General features: G+C 70.7%; 13 protein-coding genes and 1 riboswitch. Of the genes, 11 read left to right on the top strand and 2 right to left on the bottom strand.

Translation table 11 applies throughout. The annotated features are described in order from the left end of the window. The first annotated feature begins 27 nt into the window (after window positions 1-27). Window positions 28-771: a GNAT family N-acetyltransferase gene (locus tag Q8A52_RS04160; protein WP_316748931.1), complete on the top strand. Its 744-nt coding sequence runs from the start codon at window positions 28-30 to the stop codon at window positions 769-771. 18 nt (window positions 772-789) lie between these two features. Here Q8A52_RS04160 and Q8A52_RS04155 read toward each other — a convergent pair whose 3' ends face one another. Beyond that, complete coding sequence (locus tag Q8A52_RS04155; RefSeq protein ID WP_316748929.1) at window positions 790-1,539, bottom strand: hypothetical protein; 750 nt, start codon at window positions 1,537-1,539, stop codon at window positions 790-792. 192 nt (window positions 1,540-1,731) lie between these two features. Next, window positions 1,732-2,424 (bottom strand): hypothetical protein, encoded by a 693-nt coding sequence (locus tag Q8A52_RS04150; RefSeq protein ID WP_316748928.1) that lies wholly within the window; start codon window positions 2,422-2,424, stop codon window positions 1,732-1,734. A 190-nt stretch (window positions 2,425-2,614) separates the two neighbouring features. On the opposite strand from Q8A52_RS04150, the gene Q8A52_RS04145 reads away from it, so the two are divergent. From Q8A52_RS04145 to eno, 10 genes are all read left to right on the top strand, one after another. Further along, window positions 2,615-4,906: an N-6 DNA methylase gene (locus tag Q8A52_RS04145; protein WP_316749945.1), complete on the top strand. Its 2,292-nt coding sequence runs from the start codon at window positions 2,615-2,617 to the stop codon at window positions 4,904-4,906. Window positions 4,907-5,160: 254 nt separating this feature from the next. Continuing rightward, window positions 5,161-5,790: a hypothetical protein gene (locus tag Q8A52_RS04140; RefSeq protein WP_316748926.1), complete on the top strand. Its 630-nt coding sequence runs from the start codon at window positions 5,161-5,163 to the stop codon at window positions 5,788-5,790. Window positions 5,791-5,828: 38 nt separating this feature from the next. After that, a complete protein-coding gene (locus Q8A52_RS04135; protein WP_316749942.1) occupies window positions 5,829-7,313 on the top strand; it encodes a serine/threonine-protein kinase in 1,485 nt (494 codons plus the stop codon). 127 nt (window positions 7,314-7,440) lie between these two features. After that, window positions 7,441-8,271, top strand: a complete 831-nt coding sequence (locus tag Q8A52_RS04130; RefSeq protein WP_316748924.1) for a glycoside hydrolase domain-containing protein — start codon at window positions 7,441-7,443, stop codon at window positions 8,269-8,271. A 144-nt stretch (window positions 8,272-8,415) separates the two neighbouring features. Then, window positions 8,416-9,066 carry a SurA N-terminal domain-containing protein gene (locus tag Q8A52_RS04125; RefSeq protein WP_316748922.1) on the top strand — a complete coding sequence of 217 codons (651 nt, stop codon included), beginning with the start codon at window positions 8,416-8,418 and terminating at the stop codon, window positions 9,064-9,066. Between the two features lie 224 nt (window positions 9,067-9,290). Then, entirely contained in the window at window positions 9,291-10,301 is a 1,011-nt protein-coding gene (locus tag Q8A52_RS04120; RefSeq protein ID WP_316748920.1) for a nucleoside triphosphate pyrophosphohydrolase, read from the top strand. A 148-nt stretch (window positions 10,302-10,449) separates the two neighbouring features. Beyond that, on the top strand, window positions 10,450-11,730 hold the full coding sequence (locus Q8A52_RS04115) for a cytochrome P450 family protein (RefSeq protein ID WP_316748919.1): 1,281 nt from the start codon (window positions 10,450-10,452) through the stop codon (window positions 11,728-11,730). A 181-nt stretch (window positions 11,731-11,911) separates the two neighbouring features. Continuing rightward, window positions 11,912-12,919, top strand: a complete 1,008-nt coding sequence (locus tag Q8A52_RS04110) for a transglycosylase family protein (protein WP_316748918.1) — start codon at window positions 11,912-11,914, stop codon at window positions 12,917-12,919. A gap of 183 nt (window positions 12,920-13,102) precedes the next feature. Next, a riboswitch (cyclic di-AMP (ydaO/yuaA leader) is annotated at window positions 13,103-13,271 on the top strand. Between the two features lie 4 nt (window positions 13,272-13,275). Then, window positions 13,276-13,944: a transglycosylase family protein gene (locus Q8A52_RS04105; protein WP_316748916.1), complete on the top strand. Its 669-nt coding sequence runs from the start codon at window positions 13,276-13,278 to the stop codon at window positions 13,942-13,944. Window positions 13,945-14,357: 413 nt separating this feature from the next. Next, window positions 14,358-15,644, top strand: coding sequence for a phosphopyruvate hydratase (gene eno / locus Q8A52_RS04100; RefSeq protein ID WP_316748914.1), 1,287 nt, complete (start codon window positions 14,358-14,360; stop codon window positions 15,642-15,644). The last annotated feature ends 37 nt before the right edge of the window (window positions 15,645-15,681 follow it).

Below are 15,681 nucleotides of genomic sequence, written 5' to 3'. Positions count from 1 at the left end.
TCGGCCCCACCGCATACGGTCGCCCGCATGGACGTGAAGGTAACGAGCCTCGCCGAGCAGCCCGGCAAGCTGGAGCAGGTTCTCGGTATGGCCGACACCTGGCCGGAGTTCACCGTCAACGACCCTGTGGGCAACGCCTACTACGGTCGTATCCCCACCGAACTGCCGGAGTACGTGCTGTTCGCCGAGGACGAGCGGGGCGAAGTGGTCGCGCACGGCTACAGCGTGCCCTTCGCTCTCGGTGCCGAGGGCCGCGGTACTTTGCCCGCCCGCGGCTGGGACCAGGTGCTCGGCTGGGCCTTCGCCGATCTGCGCCGTGACATCCGTCCCGACACGGTCAGCGCCATCTCCATCGTCGTGGCGCCGCACGTCCAGGGGACCGGTCTGTCCGGCCGGATGCTCTCGGCGATGCGTGACAACGCCCGGGCGCACGGCTTCAGCGAGGTCGTCGCCCCGGTCCGCCCCAGCGCCAAGCACCTCGAGCCCCGCACCCCGATCGAGGAGTACGCGTACCGGGTGCGCGCCGACGGTCTGCCGCACGACCCGTGGTTGCGCGTCCACGCCCGGGCCGGTGCCACCATCGACTCCGTCGCCCCGGCGTCCATGACCGTGGCCGCCTCGCTGGAGGAGTGGCGCCGCTGGACCGGGCTGCCCTTCGACACGGAGGGCGACATAGACGTACCCGGCGCACTGGTCCCGGTCCGCTGCGAACCGGAGCGCGGATACGCCGTGTACGTCGAGCCCAATGTGTGGATGCGGCATCCCCTGTGAGTGGCGCCGCATCCCGGCTCAGCTGCCCAGCGCGTCCAGGTCGAGGATCTTGCCGACGGGCTTCTTCGCCGGCACCGGCTGGTTGTAGGCACCGAGGGTGAGGTGCACCGGGTCCTTGACGGACGTGCTGTCGATCTTCAGCAGATACGGCTTGCCCTCGGTGGCGACGTACAGCGTGTACTGGTCCTTGCCGTCCTTCTCGTGCAGGACGATCGCCGGCGTTCCGTCGACCGTTGTCGTCTTCCCCCGGGTGGCGTCCGAGTTGACGTCTGCGGCGCCACCGAGCACCGAGTCCAGGTCGCAGAAGCTCGCGATGTCCTTGGCGTCCTGGCCCTTCACGGCCATCTTGGTCCACTTGCCGGCCAGCATCGCCACGGCGGCGTCGGTGTCGGCCTTGGACTCGCCCTTGCTCTGGGCGCGCAGGAACGCCTCGTCGTACTTCATGTAGATGGTGTCCCCGGTCTTGATCAGGTCGGCCTTGCCCTGACCGCCCATGCTCATGGTGCCGGCGCATTCGCCCTTCTTGTTCAAGGCCATGTCGAGCTGGATGGTGCCGTTGCTCTCGTCGTCGGCGACATCGCCCTTCAGGCGCAGCGACGAGGCGCCGGTGGTGGCCTTCAGCGCCCGGTCGGCGATGTCACCGCCGGTGAGCCCGGCGAACGGACCCTTCGGCTTGCTGTCCGCCTTGTCCTGCCCCGGCAGACAGCCGGTGAGCCCCGCGGTGGCCGCGGCGGCGAGACAGAGGGCGGCAAGTGCGGTGCGACGCATGGGAGTTCCTTGGTGAGTGTGGTGAGCGGAGTGGGTGGATGGTGCTCCGGTGGAGCGGGGATGCGGTGCCGTACGGCGATCGGTGCTGCCGCACGGCGACGGTGATGCCGCACGGCACCGACGGCGCACACTCGGCCAGGCGGCCAGGCGGCCAGGCGGCTGGGCGCCCGGGTCAGGCTGGGTCAGGCTGGGTCAGGCCGTCTTCTTCCAGTCCCCGCAGCCGTCGGTCTTGAAGTAGGCGTCGGTGGAGCGGATGGTGACGACGGCGGTGCCGGTCACGTTGTTGTTCGCGATGATCGAGTTGAGGCCGTGCTCGGCGTCCTTGGTGCGCTCCCAGTAGCAGGAGTCGTCGGCGTTGCCGGTGGACTTGTAGGTCCCGGGGGCGATGTCGGTGCCGACCTTGAACATGCCGCCGTGGCCGTCCATCGTCGAGGCGCGTGAACCCTTCGCCTTCGGGTCGACGGCCTCCCAGTCCTTGCAGCCGCTGGACTTGAACAGCTTGTCGGTGGGCTTGATGGTGACGTAACTGGTCCCGCTGACGTTGTCGTTGGCCAACAGCGAGTCCGTCTCGCCCGAGGCGTCCTTGGCGCGCTCCCAGTAGCACATGTCGTCGGTGTTGCCGCTGGTGCGGTAGGTGCCGGGCTTGACGTCCGAACCGATCTGGAAGTCGCCGTCCCCGTCGAACGCGGCCTTCTTCTTCGAGGCGGCTTCCGATCTGCCCGAGTCCTTCTTCCCGCCGGTCTTGTGCTCGGCGGACGTCGAAGAGCCCTTGCCGCTGCTGTCGGACCTGCCGCCGCTGCCGCCGCTGCCGGCGTTCGCCGACACGGCCCCGATGACGACGATCCCCACGACGGCGCCCAGCGCGACCTTGCCCTTCATGCCCATGGCTGTCCCCTCCCCGAGACGGCGACCGCCTCCCTCTGGCGACCGCTCGTTCGCTGGGTCAATAAGAGCAGAGCCTGTGAACCGAGTCAACACGATTCACACGATGAGTCTCGTACACGGGCGTGAATGGGTGGATCACATGTTCGCCGGTATGCTCGGTGTCACACACGGGACGAGGGGAGCGGGGCGGGTGCAGGACAACGCGACAGAAGTGACCGCCGCCGGAATTGCACGGCTCGCCGGCGTCGGCCGCGCCGCCGTCAGTAACTGGCGCCGCCGGCATGCCGACTTCCCGAAACCGGTCGGCGGCACCGAGACCAGCCCGTCCTTCGCCCTTGCCGAGGTCGAGGCATGGCTGCGCAAACAGGGCAAGCTCGCCGAAGTCCCCTTGCGTGAACGCGTCTGGCAGCAGCTCGCCGGCCACCCGGAGGGCCCGGTCACGGCCCTGGTGCACGCGGGCTGTGCGCTGCTGCTCATCCATGAACGCCCGACCGACTGGCTGGAGATCAGCGCCGGCTCCGACGAGCGGCTGGCCGCGATGCTGCCCGCCGCGCTGGAGCAGGTGATCGCGCCGCGGTTCGGTGTGGCGCGGGGTCGCCGTGTTCACAGCCGACAGGCCGCGGGTGGGGCGGCGGCTGTGAACACTCCGGCCGATGTGAACAGGCCGGGGGCGGCTCACAGCCCCGGAGCTGTGAACACGCGGGCCATGGCGGACGCCCCTCGCGATGTGAACGCCGTGAACACCCCGGCCCAGGTTCACACCCCACCGCCGGCCAACCATTCGGCCGCAGTTCACACCCCTCCCGCGGTCACCGCCCCGCCCGCTGTGAACACCGCCCCGGTCGTGAACGGCACCCCTGCAGTTCACATCCCCACCGCCCCCCAACTCCTCCCCTCCGTCCCCCTCCTGCGCGGCGCCGCCGAGCTGGCGGCCGAGACGGGAGCGCGGCAGACCTTCGAGTTCCTGCTGGGGCGGCACCTGGACGCCAACCCGCGCCAGTACACGCTCACCCCCGCCGAGCTCGCCCGGCTCATGGCCGACCTCGCCGGCCCCGCCCGCACCGTGCTCGATCCGGCCTGTGGCACCGGCGCCCTGCTGCGTGCCGTCGAGACCCGCCCCGACCAGCAGCTGTACGCCCAGGACAGCGCGCCCGACCTCGCCGCGCTCACCGCGTTCCGGCTCGCGCTGCATGCCCGGGCCGGCGTGCGCGGCGCGGCCGGCGACACCCTGCGCGGTGACGCGTATCCGGAGCTGCACGCCGACGCCGTCCTGTGCCACCCGCCGTTCAACGAGCGCAACTGGGGGCATGACGAACTCGCCTACGACCCCCGCTGGGAGTACGGCTTCCCGGCGCGCACCGAGTCCGAGCTCGCCTGGGTCCAGCACGCGCTGGCCCGGCTGAAGGACGGCGGCACCGCCGTGCTGCTGATGCCGCCCGCCGCCGCCTCCCGCCGCTCCGGCCGGCGCATCCGTGCCGACCTGCTGCGGCGCGGTGCGCTGCGGGCCGTGGTCGCGCTGCCGGTGGGTGCGGCGCCGCCGTACAACATCCCGCTGCACGTATGGGTGCTGCGCCGCCCGGACAAGGCGCCCGCGCAGCCAGAGGTGCTGCTCGCCGACACCGGGCAGTTCGCCACCGAGGGGCGCGGCAGGCCGGACTGGCATGCGGTGCGGGACGCCGTCCTCGACTCCTGGCGCGCCTTCGAACGCGCCGGGCGGCTGGACGAGCGCCCGGGGCTGGCCCGTTCGGTGCCCGTGATCGAGCTCCTCGACGACGACGTGGACCTCGCCCCCGCCCGCCACCTCCCGCCGCCCGCCGCGGCCGACGGAGCGGAGCAGCTCACGGCCGTGCGCGAGCGGCTCGGCGAGACCCTGCGCCTGACCACCGCCCTCACTCCGCCGCCCGCCGACTCCGCGCGGCCCGTGCGCTGGCCGCTCACCACCATCGGTGAGCTCGCGCGCGGGGGCGCCCTGGTGCTGCGTACCGGCGGCAATGGCGGCCGCGCGCGCGTGCCCGTCCTCACCGACCACGACGTCCTCGCCGGAACCGCGCCCTCCGGGACGCTCCCCGAGAGCGACGAGGAGGCCGTGCTCACCGAGCCGGGCGACGTCGTCGTCCCGGTGCTCGGCGGCGGCTCGGTGGCGCGCGTGATCGACGAGGCGACGGGGGGTGCCGCCCTGGGGCGCAACCTGGTGCTCCTGCGCCCCGATTCCACGGCGCTCGACTCGTGGTTCCTCGCCGGCTTCCTGCGCGGCACCGCCAACAACCGCCAGGCCAGCAGCTACGCGTCCACCGCCACACGCCTCGACGTGCGCCGCCTCCAACTGCCGCGGCTCCCGCTCGACGAACAGCGGCGCTATGGCGCGCGCTTCCGCGCCCTGGACGAGTTCGAGCGGGCGCTCAGGCGCGCGGGCCGGCTCGGGGAGCAGCTCGCGCGCGGGATGTACGACGGCCTGACCGACGGCACGGTGGCGCCCGAGTGAACCGGCGGGGGCGGCGGGTCCTGTGCTGCCGCCCGCTCCCGCCCGCTCCCGCCCGGAACGTCCGGCTCCGCGCGTCCCTGTCCGTACCTGCGATGTTGTGGGAAGTGATCGGCACGACAACGGTTCGGTACAACCCGGACCGCTTGTCCGTGTCGGGCCATATGCTCGAAGCGACAATCGCATGACCGGCGTTGTCCGTGCCGCGGACGCCGCCGGACGGACATGTACGCCCTCTTCAGGCATCAGGAGCACACATGCAAGGCCACGGCTACGCACAGCCGGTGAAGCGGCCACCGGACACCGCGGTGCTGGTCTTCCTGCGCGTGCTGTTCGTGGTGATCGGGTTCACCTGTATCGGCTTCGCGGCCTGGGCGATGCTGTTGCGCCTGGCCATAGTGACCCGCAAGTCGCTGGACTGGGGCCTGTTCGTGGCGGTACTGGCCGCCGACGTCCTCAGCATCGTGCTGCTGGGCAGCGAATCCGGCGACGAGATCCACACCGCCGGCGGCTACCTGGGCATCTACTTGCTCCTCGGCACCCTCGTCGCCGCGACGGCGTACTACCTCGCGGCGGACATACGACACTTCCAGCGGTTGCGGGACGCCTACCGCGCGCAGCAGCCGATGGGGCCGGCGTACGCCTATCCGCACCCCGCGTCGCCGTACACCGCGGCGACCGTGCCGAGCACCCCGCAGTCCCCGCACACCCCGCCCCCGATGCCCCACACACCTCACACTCCCCCGCCCCAGCCGCCGACAACGGCGCCGCCCCAGCGTCCGGCACCCGCCCGTATCGACCAGGTGCGCGCCGAGCTGGACGAGCTCAGTGACTACCTGCGCAAGCACGACGGGCATCACGAGGGCAACTACGAGGGCGGACGGTGACCGTGGCGACAGGACGTGTCGTCGCCGGCCGCTACGAACTGTCCACGCTCATCGGGCAGGGCGGCATGGGCCAGGTCTGGACGGCGTACGACAAGCGGCTCGACCGGCGCGTGGCGGTCAAGCTGCTGCGCCCCGACAAGGTGGCGGGGCAGGAGGCCGACGAGCTGCGCCGCCGGTTCGTGCGCGAGTGCCGGGTGACCGCACAGGTCGACCACCCCGGTCTGGTCACGGTGCACGACGCGGGCAGTGAGGGCGAGGAGCTGTTCCTCGTCATGCAGTACGTCGACGGCGCCGACCTCTCCGACCATCTCGCCGAGCACGACCCGTACCCGTGGCAGTGGGCGGTCGCGGTCGCCGCGCAGCTGTGCGCCGTGCTGAGCGCCGTGCACGCGGTGCCGATCGTCCACCGTGACCTCAAGCCGCGCAACGTGATGGTGAAGCAGGACGGCACGGTCACCGTCCTCGACCTCGGTGTCGCCTCCGTCATGGACACCGACACCACCCGTCTGACCCACACCGGCTCGCCCATCGGTTCGCCCGCCTACATGGCCCCCGAGCAGGCGATGGGCGGCGCGGTCGGCCCGTACACCGATCTGTATGCGCTGGGCGTGCTGATGCACGAACTGCTCAGCGGGGACGTGCCGTTCGCAGGCTCCACGGCGCTCGGGGTGCTGCACCGGCACCTGTACGAGCCGCCCCTGCCCGTGCGCCGGATCCGCCCCGAGGTGCCGGAGACGCTCGAGGCACTCGTACTGCGTCTGCTCGCCAAGGACCCGCAGCACCGCCCCGCCTCCGCGCAGGAGGTGTACGAGAACCTGGCACTGCTCCTGCCCGCGCGCGGGATACCCACCGGGGCACCCCTGGACCCCACCCGCCCCTTCCTGCGCCCGCACGCCCCCTGGCCGGACCGAGCGCGCACCCCGGCGCCCCAGCCCGCCCCGGTGGCGCCCGTGCCCGACAAGCCCGATGTCGCCGCCGCCGTCGACGAGGTCAAGCGCCTCCTCGGCGAGGGCCGTATCACCCAGGCCGTCGACATCCTCGGCGCGATCCTGCCCACCGCGGCCGAACAGCACGGCGAGCACTCGCCGGTCGTCCGCACCCTGCGCAAGCAGTACGCGGCCACGCTCATGGACGACGGCCAGTACCGGCGCGCGCTGCCCGAGCTGCGCCGCCTCGCCGACGAACGCGCCTCCGAGGCCGGCCAGGCCGACCCGCAGTCCCTGCGGTTCCGCTACGACGCAGCCCAGTGCCTGGAGCAGCTCGGCGAACCGGCGGCTGCGCTCGCGGAGTACCGCGCGCTGCTGCCGTACTACGAGAACCAGTACGTCTCCGGTGACCCGCAACTCGCCCATGACGTCCGCCGTCGCATCGGCCATTTGCTGCTGGCCCTCGGCGACCGGGCTTCCGCCCATGACACGCTCGCGCGACTGGTGCTGGACGTGGAGCGCCTGCACGGACCCGGACACCCGCTGGCCGCGGAGGTCCGGCGGACGCTGCAGTGGCTGGGGCAGGTGCGCGGCTAGATTTTGCCGTTCCCTGGGGGAAGCTTGTGATCTTCAGGGGGCGGTGTTTCCCAAAGAAGGACGCCGTACCGGATAGTTTGCCGTCCGTTTAGCTGCACAGTGCACACACAGGGGTGGGGTTCCAGACATGTCCGGCCATCGGCAGTCGAAGAAGCGCAGGTACGTGGCATGGGCGGTCGCAGGTGCCGCCGTCGTCGCCGGGGCCGGCATCGCCGCGCAGGCGTCGATGGCCGCCACGACCTGGCCCGCGCAGCGGACGTACACCGGCCGCGCCTTCGACACCTGCGCCGCGCCCTCCCTGACCGCCATGAAGGCCTGGCGCACGGACGGCTTCTACGGCGCCGCCGCCGTCTACGTCGGCGGCAAGAACCGCGGCTGCGCCCAGCCCAACCTCACCGCCTCCTGGGTCAAGTCCGTCAGCACGGTCGGCTGGAAGCTCATCCCGCTCTACGTCGGTGCCCAGCCGCCCTGTCAGAGCGGTTCCAACCCCGAGAAGCTCACCGCCGCCAACGCGGCCTCCCTCGGCAAGACCGACGCGGACGACGCGGTGGCCAAGGCCTCCGCCCTGGGCATGAAGGCCGGCAGCCCGATCTACCTCGACATGGAGGCGTACGACACGACGAACACGTCGTGCAACAACGCCGTGCTCACCTACGTGCGCGCCTTCGACAAGGAACTGCGCGTGAAGACGTACCGCGCGGGCTACTACGGCTTCACCAGCTCCAGCGCGAAGGCGATCGCCAACGCCACGGACAAGACCGATCTGCCGGGCAACCTCTGGTACGCCCTGTGGGACAAGCAGAACACCACGACCGCGGACTGGCCGTTCGGGGCGAGCCAGTACACCGGCCACAGCCGTGCCCACCAGTACATGGTCAACAGCAAGGAGACCCGCGGCGGCTACACGATCACCGTGGACCGCGACGCGTGGGACGCCCCGGTGGCCATCACCGGCTGACCTCCGCGCCACGGCGGCGACGCGGCGGTGCCCGAAGCGTGCGTGAATCGTTGGTCGAATGGGTTGGCCAGAGCTTGCCCACTGCCTACCATCGATCACCGCAAGACTTTGTGCACCGTCGCACAATCTCCTCAGGAGGTTTCCTTGCCCCGCCGCCGTCGCACCGCGCTCGTCCTGTCCGCCGCGATCGCCGCCGCGGCTCCTGTCCTCGCCGCCTGCGGAAACGATGCGCATCCGGGCGCGGCGGCCGTCGTCGGCGGCCGGCGGATCACCGTCGCCCAGCTGGAGAACCGGGTGAACGAGGTGCGCCGGGCGCAGCGGGCCGCGGTGCCGGACGAGGCGCAGTACCAGCAGGTCGTCGCCTCCACCAGCAGCCTCACCCGCGACACCCTGCACAACATGGTTCTCGACCGGGTGCTGCACCGCGCCGCGCGGGACCAGGGCATCACGGTCTCCCGCAAGGAGATCCAGCAGATGCGCGCCGGTCTGGAGCAGCAGTTCGGCGGCGCCGCGGCGCTGGAGACGGACTGGCTGCAGAAATACGGCGTCGCCCCCACGCGGCTCGACGAGAACCTGCGTCTTCAGGTCGAGGCCCAGAAACTCGCCCAGAAGCTCGGCACCAGCACCTCCGAGCCCGCGTTCTGGAAGGCGCTGTCCACCGCCTCCGGCGAACTGAACATCGACCTCAACCCGCGCTACGGCTCCTGGGACGTGCAGAGGAGCAGCCGCGTGGACGCGAAGACGCCGTGGGTGCGGGACGTCACGACGAGTGGGACGCAGCAGCAATCGGCGTAGGCCCCGGGCCCCGGCCTCCCGGTCCGCCGGGGCCCCAGGCCTCTCGGGTCCTCAGGCCTCCGGGTCCCCGGGCCTCCGGGTCCCCGGGTCCCCGGGTCCTCAGACCCTCCCGGTCCTCCGGGCCCCAGGCCCGGTCACCGAATCGCGGTCATAAGATCACATCGCCCACCCTTGCCTGTGGACAACTCGCGAGGCGGCCGACGGGCGTGCGTTACGTTCGAAGCGTGAACACCACCAGCCTCGAAGCCGCCCAGGAACCGGGCCCGGCCGCGGCCCCCGGCCGTGTCGTCCTGCTCACCACCAGCCACCGCGTCGCCCCCGGGCTGCTGTCCTGGCCCGCCTGGCAGGCGCTGCACTCCGCCGACCGTGTGCTGTGCGCGGACGGGGCACACCCACAGCTGCCCTATCTGCGCGAGGCCGGGATAGCGGTGGAGGAGGCGTCGCCCACCGCCCAGGAACTGGTCGACGCCTGCACCGGCGGACACACGGTGGTGGTCGTGGCGACGGGCGAGGGGGAACCGGCCCTCACCGACGGTCTGGCCCGCCTCGCCGGTTCCGGCCGCGTGCGGATGCCGGAGCTGGAGCTGCTCCCCGCCTCCTACGACCTGCCGGGCGCACGCCTCCTCGACGTCGTTCAGGTCATGGACCGTATCCGTCTCGAGTGCCCCTGGTCGTCCCGGCAGACCCACAAGGGCCTGGCGAAGTACGGCATCGAGGAGGCGTACGAACTCGTCGAGGCGATCGAGGCCGGCGACCGCGACGAGCTCAGGGAGGAACTGGGCGACGTCCTGCTCCAGGTCGTCTTCCACTCGCGCATCGCCGAGGAGGACCCCGAGGCGCCGTTCTCCGTCGACGACGTGGCCGGCGGCATAGTCGCCAAGCTGATCCACCGCCATCCCCACGTCTTCGGCGACGAGACGGCCCAGACCCCCGAGGAGGTCAAGGAACACTGGCTGCGCACCAAGGCCGAGGAGAAGCGGCGCACCTCCGTGACCGAAGGCGTCCCGCTCGGCCAGCCCGGCCTCGCCCTCGCCGCGAAGCTCGCCTCCCGCGCGCGCACGGCGGGACTGGAGGTGCCACTGCCGCACGGCGAGGGCATCGGGTACGAGCTGCTCGCGCTCGCGGTACGGGCCGAGGCGGACGGGGTGGACCCGGAGGCGGCGCTGCGGGCGGCGGCACGGGCGTACCGGGACGCGGTGCGGGCCGCCGAGGGGGTGGAGGGCGTGGAGGGCTAGACGCCGCCCCCGAGGGACGGGCACGGGGCTTGCGTACGGGCGCGGGGGTGTGCTGGGAAAGGGAGTTGGAGGAGCCGACGGTTTCGGCGGCCGGTGCCCGCACCGCCCTCCGCGCGGCATCCGCCGCAAAGCCGGATACCGTCGAGGAGTGACCAACCAGCCCCACCCGCCGAGCCCCGCCCCCGCCGCCCCCGACCTCTTCACCTGGGAGTTCGCCGGCAACCCCTACCCGGCCTACGCCTGGCTCCGCGAGCACGCCCCCGTGCACCGGACGAAACTCCCGAGCGGTGTCGAGGCCTGGCTGGTCACCCGGTACGCCGACGCCAAGCAGGCTCTGGCCGACCAGCGGCTCTCGAAGAACCCCGCGCATCACGACGAGCCCGCGCACGCCAAGGGCAAGACCGGCATCCCCGGTGAGCGCAAGGCGGAGCTGATGACGCATCTGCTCAACATCGACCCGCCGGACCACACCCGGCTGCGCCGACTGGTCAGCAAGGCGTTCACGCCCCGCCGGGTCGCCGAATTCGGCTCGCGCGTACAGGAACTGACGGACCGGCTCATCGACGGGTTCGCTGCCGAGGGAACCGCCGACCTCATCCACGAGTTCGCCTTTCCCCTCCCCATCTACGCCATCTGCGACATGCTCGGCGTTCCGCGCGAGGACCAGGACGACTTCCGGGACTGGGCGGGGATGATGATCCGGCACGGGGGAGGGCCGCGCGGCGGGGTCGCGCGGTCGGTCAAGAAGATGCGGGGCTATCTCGCCGAGCTCATCCACAAGAAGCGCGCGGCCCTGCCCGACAGTCCCGCTCCCGGCGAGGACCTCATCTCGGGGCTGATCCGTGCCTCGGACCACGGCGAGCACCTCACCGAGAACGAGGCCGCCGCGATGGCCTTCATCCTGCTGTTCGCCGGGTTCGAGACGACCGTCAACCTCATCGGCAACGGCACCTACGCCCTTCTCAATCATCCCGAGCAGCGGCACCGTCTCCAGGCGTCCCTCGCCCGCGACGAACGGGACCTCCTGGAGACCGGCGTCGAGGAACTCCTGCGCTACGACGGACCGGTCGAACTGGCCACCTGGCGGTTCGCCACGGAGGCACTCGCCATCGGCGGGCAGGACATCGCGTCCGGCGACCCCGTCCTGGTGGTACTCGCCGCCGCCGACCGGGACCCGGAGCGGTTCGCCGATCCGGACGTTCTCGACCTCGGCCGACGTGACAACCAACACCTTGGATACGGCCACGGCATCCACTACTGCCTGGGTGCCCCCCTTGCCCGGCTGGAGGGCCAGACCGCGCTCGCCACCCTCCTCACCCGCCTCCCGGACCTCAGACTTGCGGTGGATCCGGCCGATTTGCGGTGGCGTGGCGGGCTCATCATGCGTGGACTGCGCACTTTGCCCGTGGAGTTCACTCCCGTCCGGTAAGTGGGGGAAGTGCGGCCTGCTGCGGCTCGGATCTGATGAATCATCAACTATGTGATCTTCACGTGATCTACGCGGCATTAACTTGTGACAAGTGATCGTCAGTGGATACGTTCAGTCGACAGCGCGGTACGTCGGCTTTCTGTGCCGCGCCGGTCATCGCTGTCGCACGAAAGGCTTCCGCATGCTCTCCGGGAACGGTCGTCACCGTCGCCCCCGTCAGGCTCCGGCCATCCTCGTCGCGGCCGGAGTGACCGGCTCCGCCATCGCCATCCCGCTCCTCGGTGCCGCGAGCGCCAACGCGGCCGACGGCACCACATGGGACAAGGTGGCCGAGTGCGAGAGTGGCGGCTCCTGGAGCGCCGACTCCGGCAACGGGTACTACGGCGGCCTGCAGATGTCCCAGGACGACTGGGACAAGTACGGCGGCCTCGAGTACGCCTCCAGCCCGGACGAGGCCAGCCGATCGCAGCAGATAGCCGTCGCGGAGAAGGTTCTCGCCGACCGGGGCACTAAGCCCTGGGCGACCTGTGCGCTGCTCTCCGGGCTCACCGCGAGCTCCGGGTCGGTCGACGTCGACACCGGCGTCTCGGGGTCCGGTTCGTCCGGCTCGTCTGGCTCGTCTGGCTCGTCCGATTCTTCGAGCTCCTCCGGCTCCTCTGTTTCGTCCGACTCGTCCGACTCGCCTTCGAAGTCGGACTCCTCGGAGGAGGCCTCGCCCTCGACAAGCGCCGACAAGGACAGCGAGGCGAAGGACAACGATAAGAACGAGGACAAGGGCGAGGATTCCGCTAAGTCGGACAAGTCGGATTCTGCGGGTTCGGGCGACTCGCAGGGGAGCGGCGATGCACCCACAGAAGCCCCCAAATCGGGCGACTCCGACAACTCGTGGCAGAACGGCGGGTCTTGGAGTCTGGTCGACACCGGCGCCGTCGGGGGCGGTCGTCACCGTGGGACCAGTGCGGACGAAAGCACAGCAAACGGTCAGGACTCCGCCTCCGTGGGCCGTCACGCCTCGCGTACCTACACGGTCCGCGACGGCGACACCCTCGTGTCCATCGCCGACTCCCTTGACGTCGACGGCGGATGGCGTGCGCTCTATGCCGCCAACAAGGCGGCCATCGGCGCCGACCCGAACGACATCACCGCCGGTCAGACCCTGGACGTCGGTACCGAAAACGGCGGAAAGTAGCGGGAGTTGACGCCCCACTTTCACGCCTAATGTCCGGTTTGGTGAAAGTGTGGGATGAGTCTCAGAAGCCCTGATCGTCTTTGAAATTCCCCGGATCGCGTGTCTACGGTCGAGTCCGCTCGTCACCACGAGCCCCGGCTGTCGCAACGCCGAGTCCTGCCAGCGGCCGCACGGGAACAGTCGTCGCGTCACGCGCCGTAGGCAGGAGCGGGGGACCCAAGGTAAGTGCCGCGCCGGGCAGTTGAGCCGGAGCGGCTAGGGGTGGAGCCACGCCTCCCAGTGGAGGTGTGGCCGGGCAACTCAACCGGCCCGAACCCGACAGCTCACCTCGCAGGCGTCGGTGAGGGGATCCATCCATGCTGTTTTCCGTCAAGGGCAAGCACCGTCGTCCCTCGAAGGCCAAGGCCACGCGTGCCATCGCGCTCGCCGGTGTCACCGGCGCCGCCATCGCCGCCCCGCTGATGGCCTCCGGCACCGCCGCCGCCGCCACTGCCTCCGAGTGGGACGCCGTCGCCAAGTGCGAGTCCGGCGGCAACTGGTCGATCAACACCGGCAACGGCTACTACGGCGGTCTGCAGTTCTCGGCGTCGACGTGGGCCGCGTACGGCGGCACGAAGTACGCCGGCACCGCGGACAAGGCCACCAAGGCGCAGCAGATAGAGATCGCCGAGAAGGTCCTCGCCGCCCAGGGCAAGGGCGCCTGGCCGGTCTGCGGCACGGGCCTGTCCAGCGCCCCCTACGGCGGCGCCGCGGCGAGCTCCTCGAGCACCGCCACCCGCTCGACGGAGAAGCCGGCCGCCTCCCGCTCCGCCCAGCGCCCGGCCGCCAAGACCGTCACCACCCCGACCGGCAAGAAGGTCAAGAAGGGGGACGGCGAGTACAAGGTCGTCAAGGGCGACACCCTCGGCTCGATCGCCCAGAAGCACAAGGTCAAGGGCGGCTGGCAGAAGCTGTTCAAGCTGAACAAGGACATCGTCCAGGACGCGGACCTCATCTACCCGGGCCAGCAGCTGCACCTGAAGTGACAGGCGCCTGGTAGCCGAATCACAGGCCGCTCCCCACCGTGCTCCCCGCAGTGGAGGGCACGTGGGGCCCGCCCCCCCCCGTCCCCACGGTCTCCCCGCCCCGGTGCGTATTCCCCCGTACGCGCCGGGGCGGGGTTTGTTCCAGGGCCGCTGTGCTCGTGCTTGGGCCGCTGTGCTCGTGCTTGGGCCGCTGTGCTCGTGCCGTTCCGCCGGAGCCGTCCCTCTCGCCGCGTTCTTCTCGCGATGTTTCTCGAGCCGTTCTCCACCCCGCCTTTGTTTCGAGCCGGAACAATGGGTACGGTCGAACCCTGTCCACGGGACGGTCGGTCGGTGGCCGATGCCCCCGGGACGGTTAGGCTCTAGTCGCAAGGCACCCCAGCCCCGCACTTCCAGCGTCACATCCCAAGAAGGAGATGCTCGTGCCGTCCATCGACGTCGTCGTAGCCCGGGAAATCCTGGACTCCCGAGGCAACCCCACGGTCGAGGTCGAGGTCGGCCTCGACGACGGCAGCACGGGTCGTGCCGCCGTTCCGTCCGGCGCCTCCACCGGTGCCTTCGAGGCCATCGAGCTCCGCGACGGTGACCCGAACCGCTACCTGGGCAAGGGCGTCGAGAAGGCCGTCCTCGCCGTGATCGAGCAGATCGGCCCGGAGCTGGTCGGCTACGACGCCACCGAGCAGCGCCTGATCGACCAGGCGATGTTCGACCTGGACGCCACCGACAACAAGGGCTCGCTCGGCGCCAACGCCATCCTCGGCGTCTCCCTCGCCGTCGCCCACGCCGCCTCCGAGGCCAGCGACCTCCCCCTCTTCCGCTACCTGGGCGGCCCGAACGCGCACCTGCTGCCGGTGCCGATGATGAACATCCTGAACGGCGGCTCGCACGCCGACTCCAACGTGGACATCCAGGAGTTCATGATCGCCCCGATCGGCGCGGAGTCCTTCTCCGAGGCCCTGCGCTGGGGCGCCGAGGTGTACCACACCCTGAAGAAGGTCCTGAAGAGCAAGGGCCTGTCCACCGGTCTCGGCGACGAGGGTGGCTTCGCCCCGAACCTCGGCTCCAACCGCGAGGCCCTCGACCTCATCCTCGAGGCCGTCAAGCAGGCCGGCTACGTCCCCGGTGAGCAGATCGCGCTCGCGCTCGACGTCGCCGCGTCCGAGTTCTACAAGGACGGCAAGTACGAGTTCGAGGGCAAGTCCCGCTCGGCCGCCGAGATGACCGAGTACTACGAGGAGCTCGTGGCGGCCTACCCGCTCGTCTCCATCGAGGACCCGCTGTTCGAGGACGACTGGGCCGGCTGGAAGGTCATCACCGACAAGCTCGGCGACAAGGTCCAGCTGGTCGGCGACGACCTGTTCGTCACCAACCCCGAGCGCCTGGCCCGCGGCATCGAGGAGGGCACCGCCAACGCCCTGCTCGTGAAGGTGAACCAGATCGGCTCCCTGACCGAGACCCTGGACGCCGTCGAGCTGGCCCAGCGCAACGGCTTCAAGTGCATGATGTCGCACCGCTCCGGCGAGACCGAGGACGTCACCATCGCCGACCTGGCCGTCGCCACCAACTGCGGTCAGATCAAGACCGGCGCCCCGGCCCGCTCCGAGCGCGTCGCCAAGTACAACCAGCTGCTGCGCATCGAGGAGATCCTCGACGACGCCGCGGTGTACGCCGGCCGCAGCGCGTTCCCCCGCTTCAAGGGCTGACCCTTCCCGGGGTAAGGCTTAGCCAGTCGTACGTACG

The organism is Streptomyces herbicida (assembly GCF_032656585.1).
Lineage (GTDB): Bacteria > Actinomycetota > Actinomycetes > Streptomycetales > Streptomycetaceae > Streptomyces > Streptomyces herbicida.
The sequence above is the reverse complement of the archived record's forward strand: the minus strand, read 5'-3'. Positions and strand labels throughout refer to the sequence as shown.

Excerpts from the sequence above, each read along its gene's own strand:
- Q8A52_RS04110 (WP_316748918.1), top strand. The coding sequence starts at position 11,912 with ATGCTCTCCGGGAACGGTCGTCACCGTCGCCCCCGTCAGGCTCCGGCC.
- Q8A52_RS04160 (WP_316748931.1), top strand. The coding sequence starts at position 28 with ATGGACGTGAAGGTAACGAGCCTCGCCGAGCAGCCCGGCAAGCTGGAG.
- Q8A52_RS04105 (WP_316748916.1), top strand. The coding sequence starts at position 13,276 with ATGCTGTTTTCCGTCAAGGGCAAGCACCGTCGTCCCTCGAAGGCCAAG.
- Q8A52_RS04130 (WP_316748924.1), top strand. The coding sequence starts at position 7,441 with ATGTCCGGCCATCGGCAGTCGAAGAAGCGCAGGTACGTGGCATGGGCG.
- Q8A52_RS04155 (WP_316748929.1), bottom strand. The coding sequence starts at position 1,539 with ATGCGTCGCACCGCACTTGCCGCCCTCTGTCTCGCCGCCGCGGCCACC.
- Q8A52_RS04140 (WP_316748926.1), top strand. The coding sequence starts at position 5,161 with ATGCAAGGCCACGGCTACGCACAGCCGGTGAAGCGGCCACCGGACACC.
- Q8A52_RS04150 (WP_316748928.1), bottom strand. The coding sequence starts at position 2,424 with ATGGGCATGAAGGGCAAGGTCGCGCTGGGCGCCGTCGTGGGGATCGTC.
- eno (WP_316748914.1), top strand. The coding sequence starts at position 14,358 with ATGCTCGTGCCGTCCATCGACGTCGTCGTAGCCCGGGAAATCCTGGAC.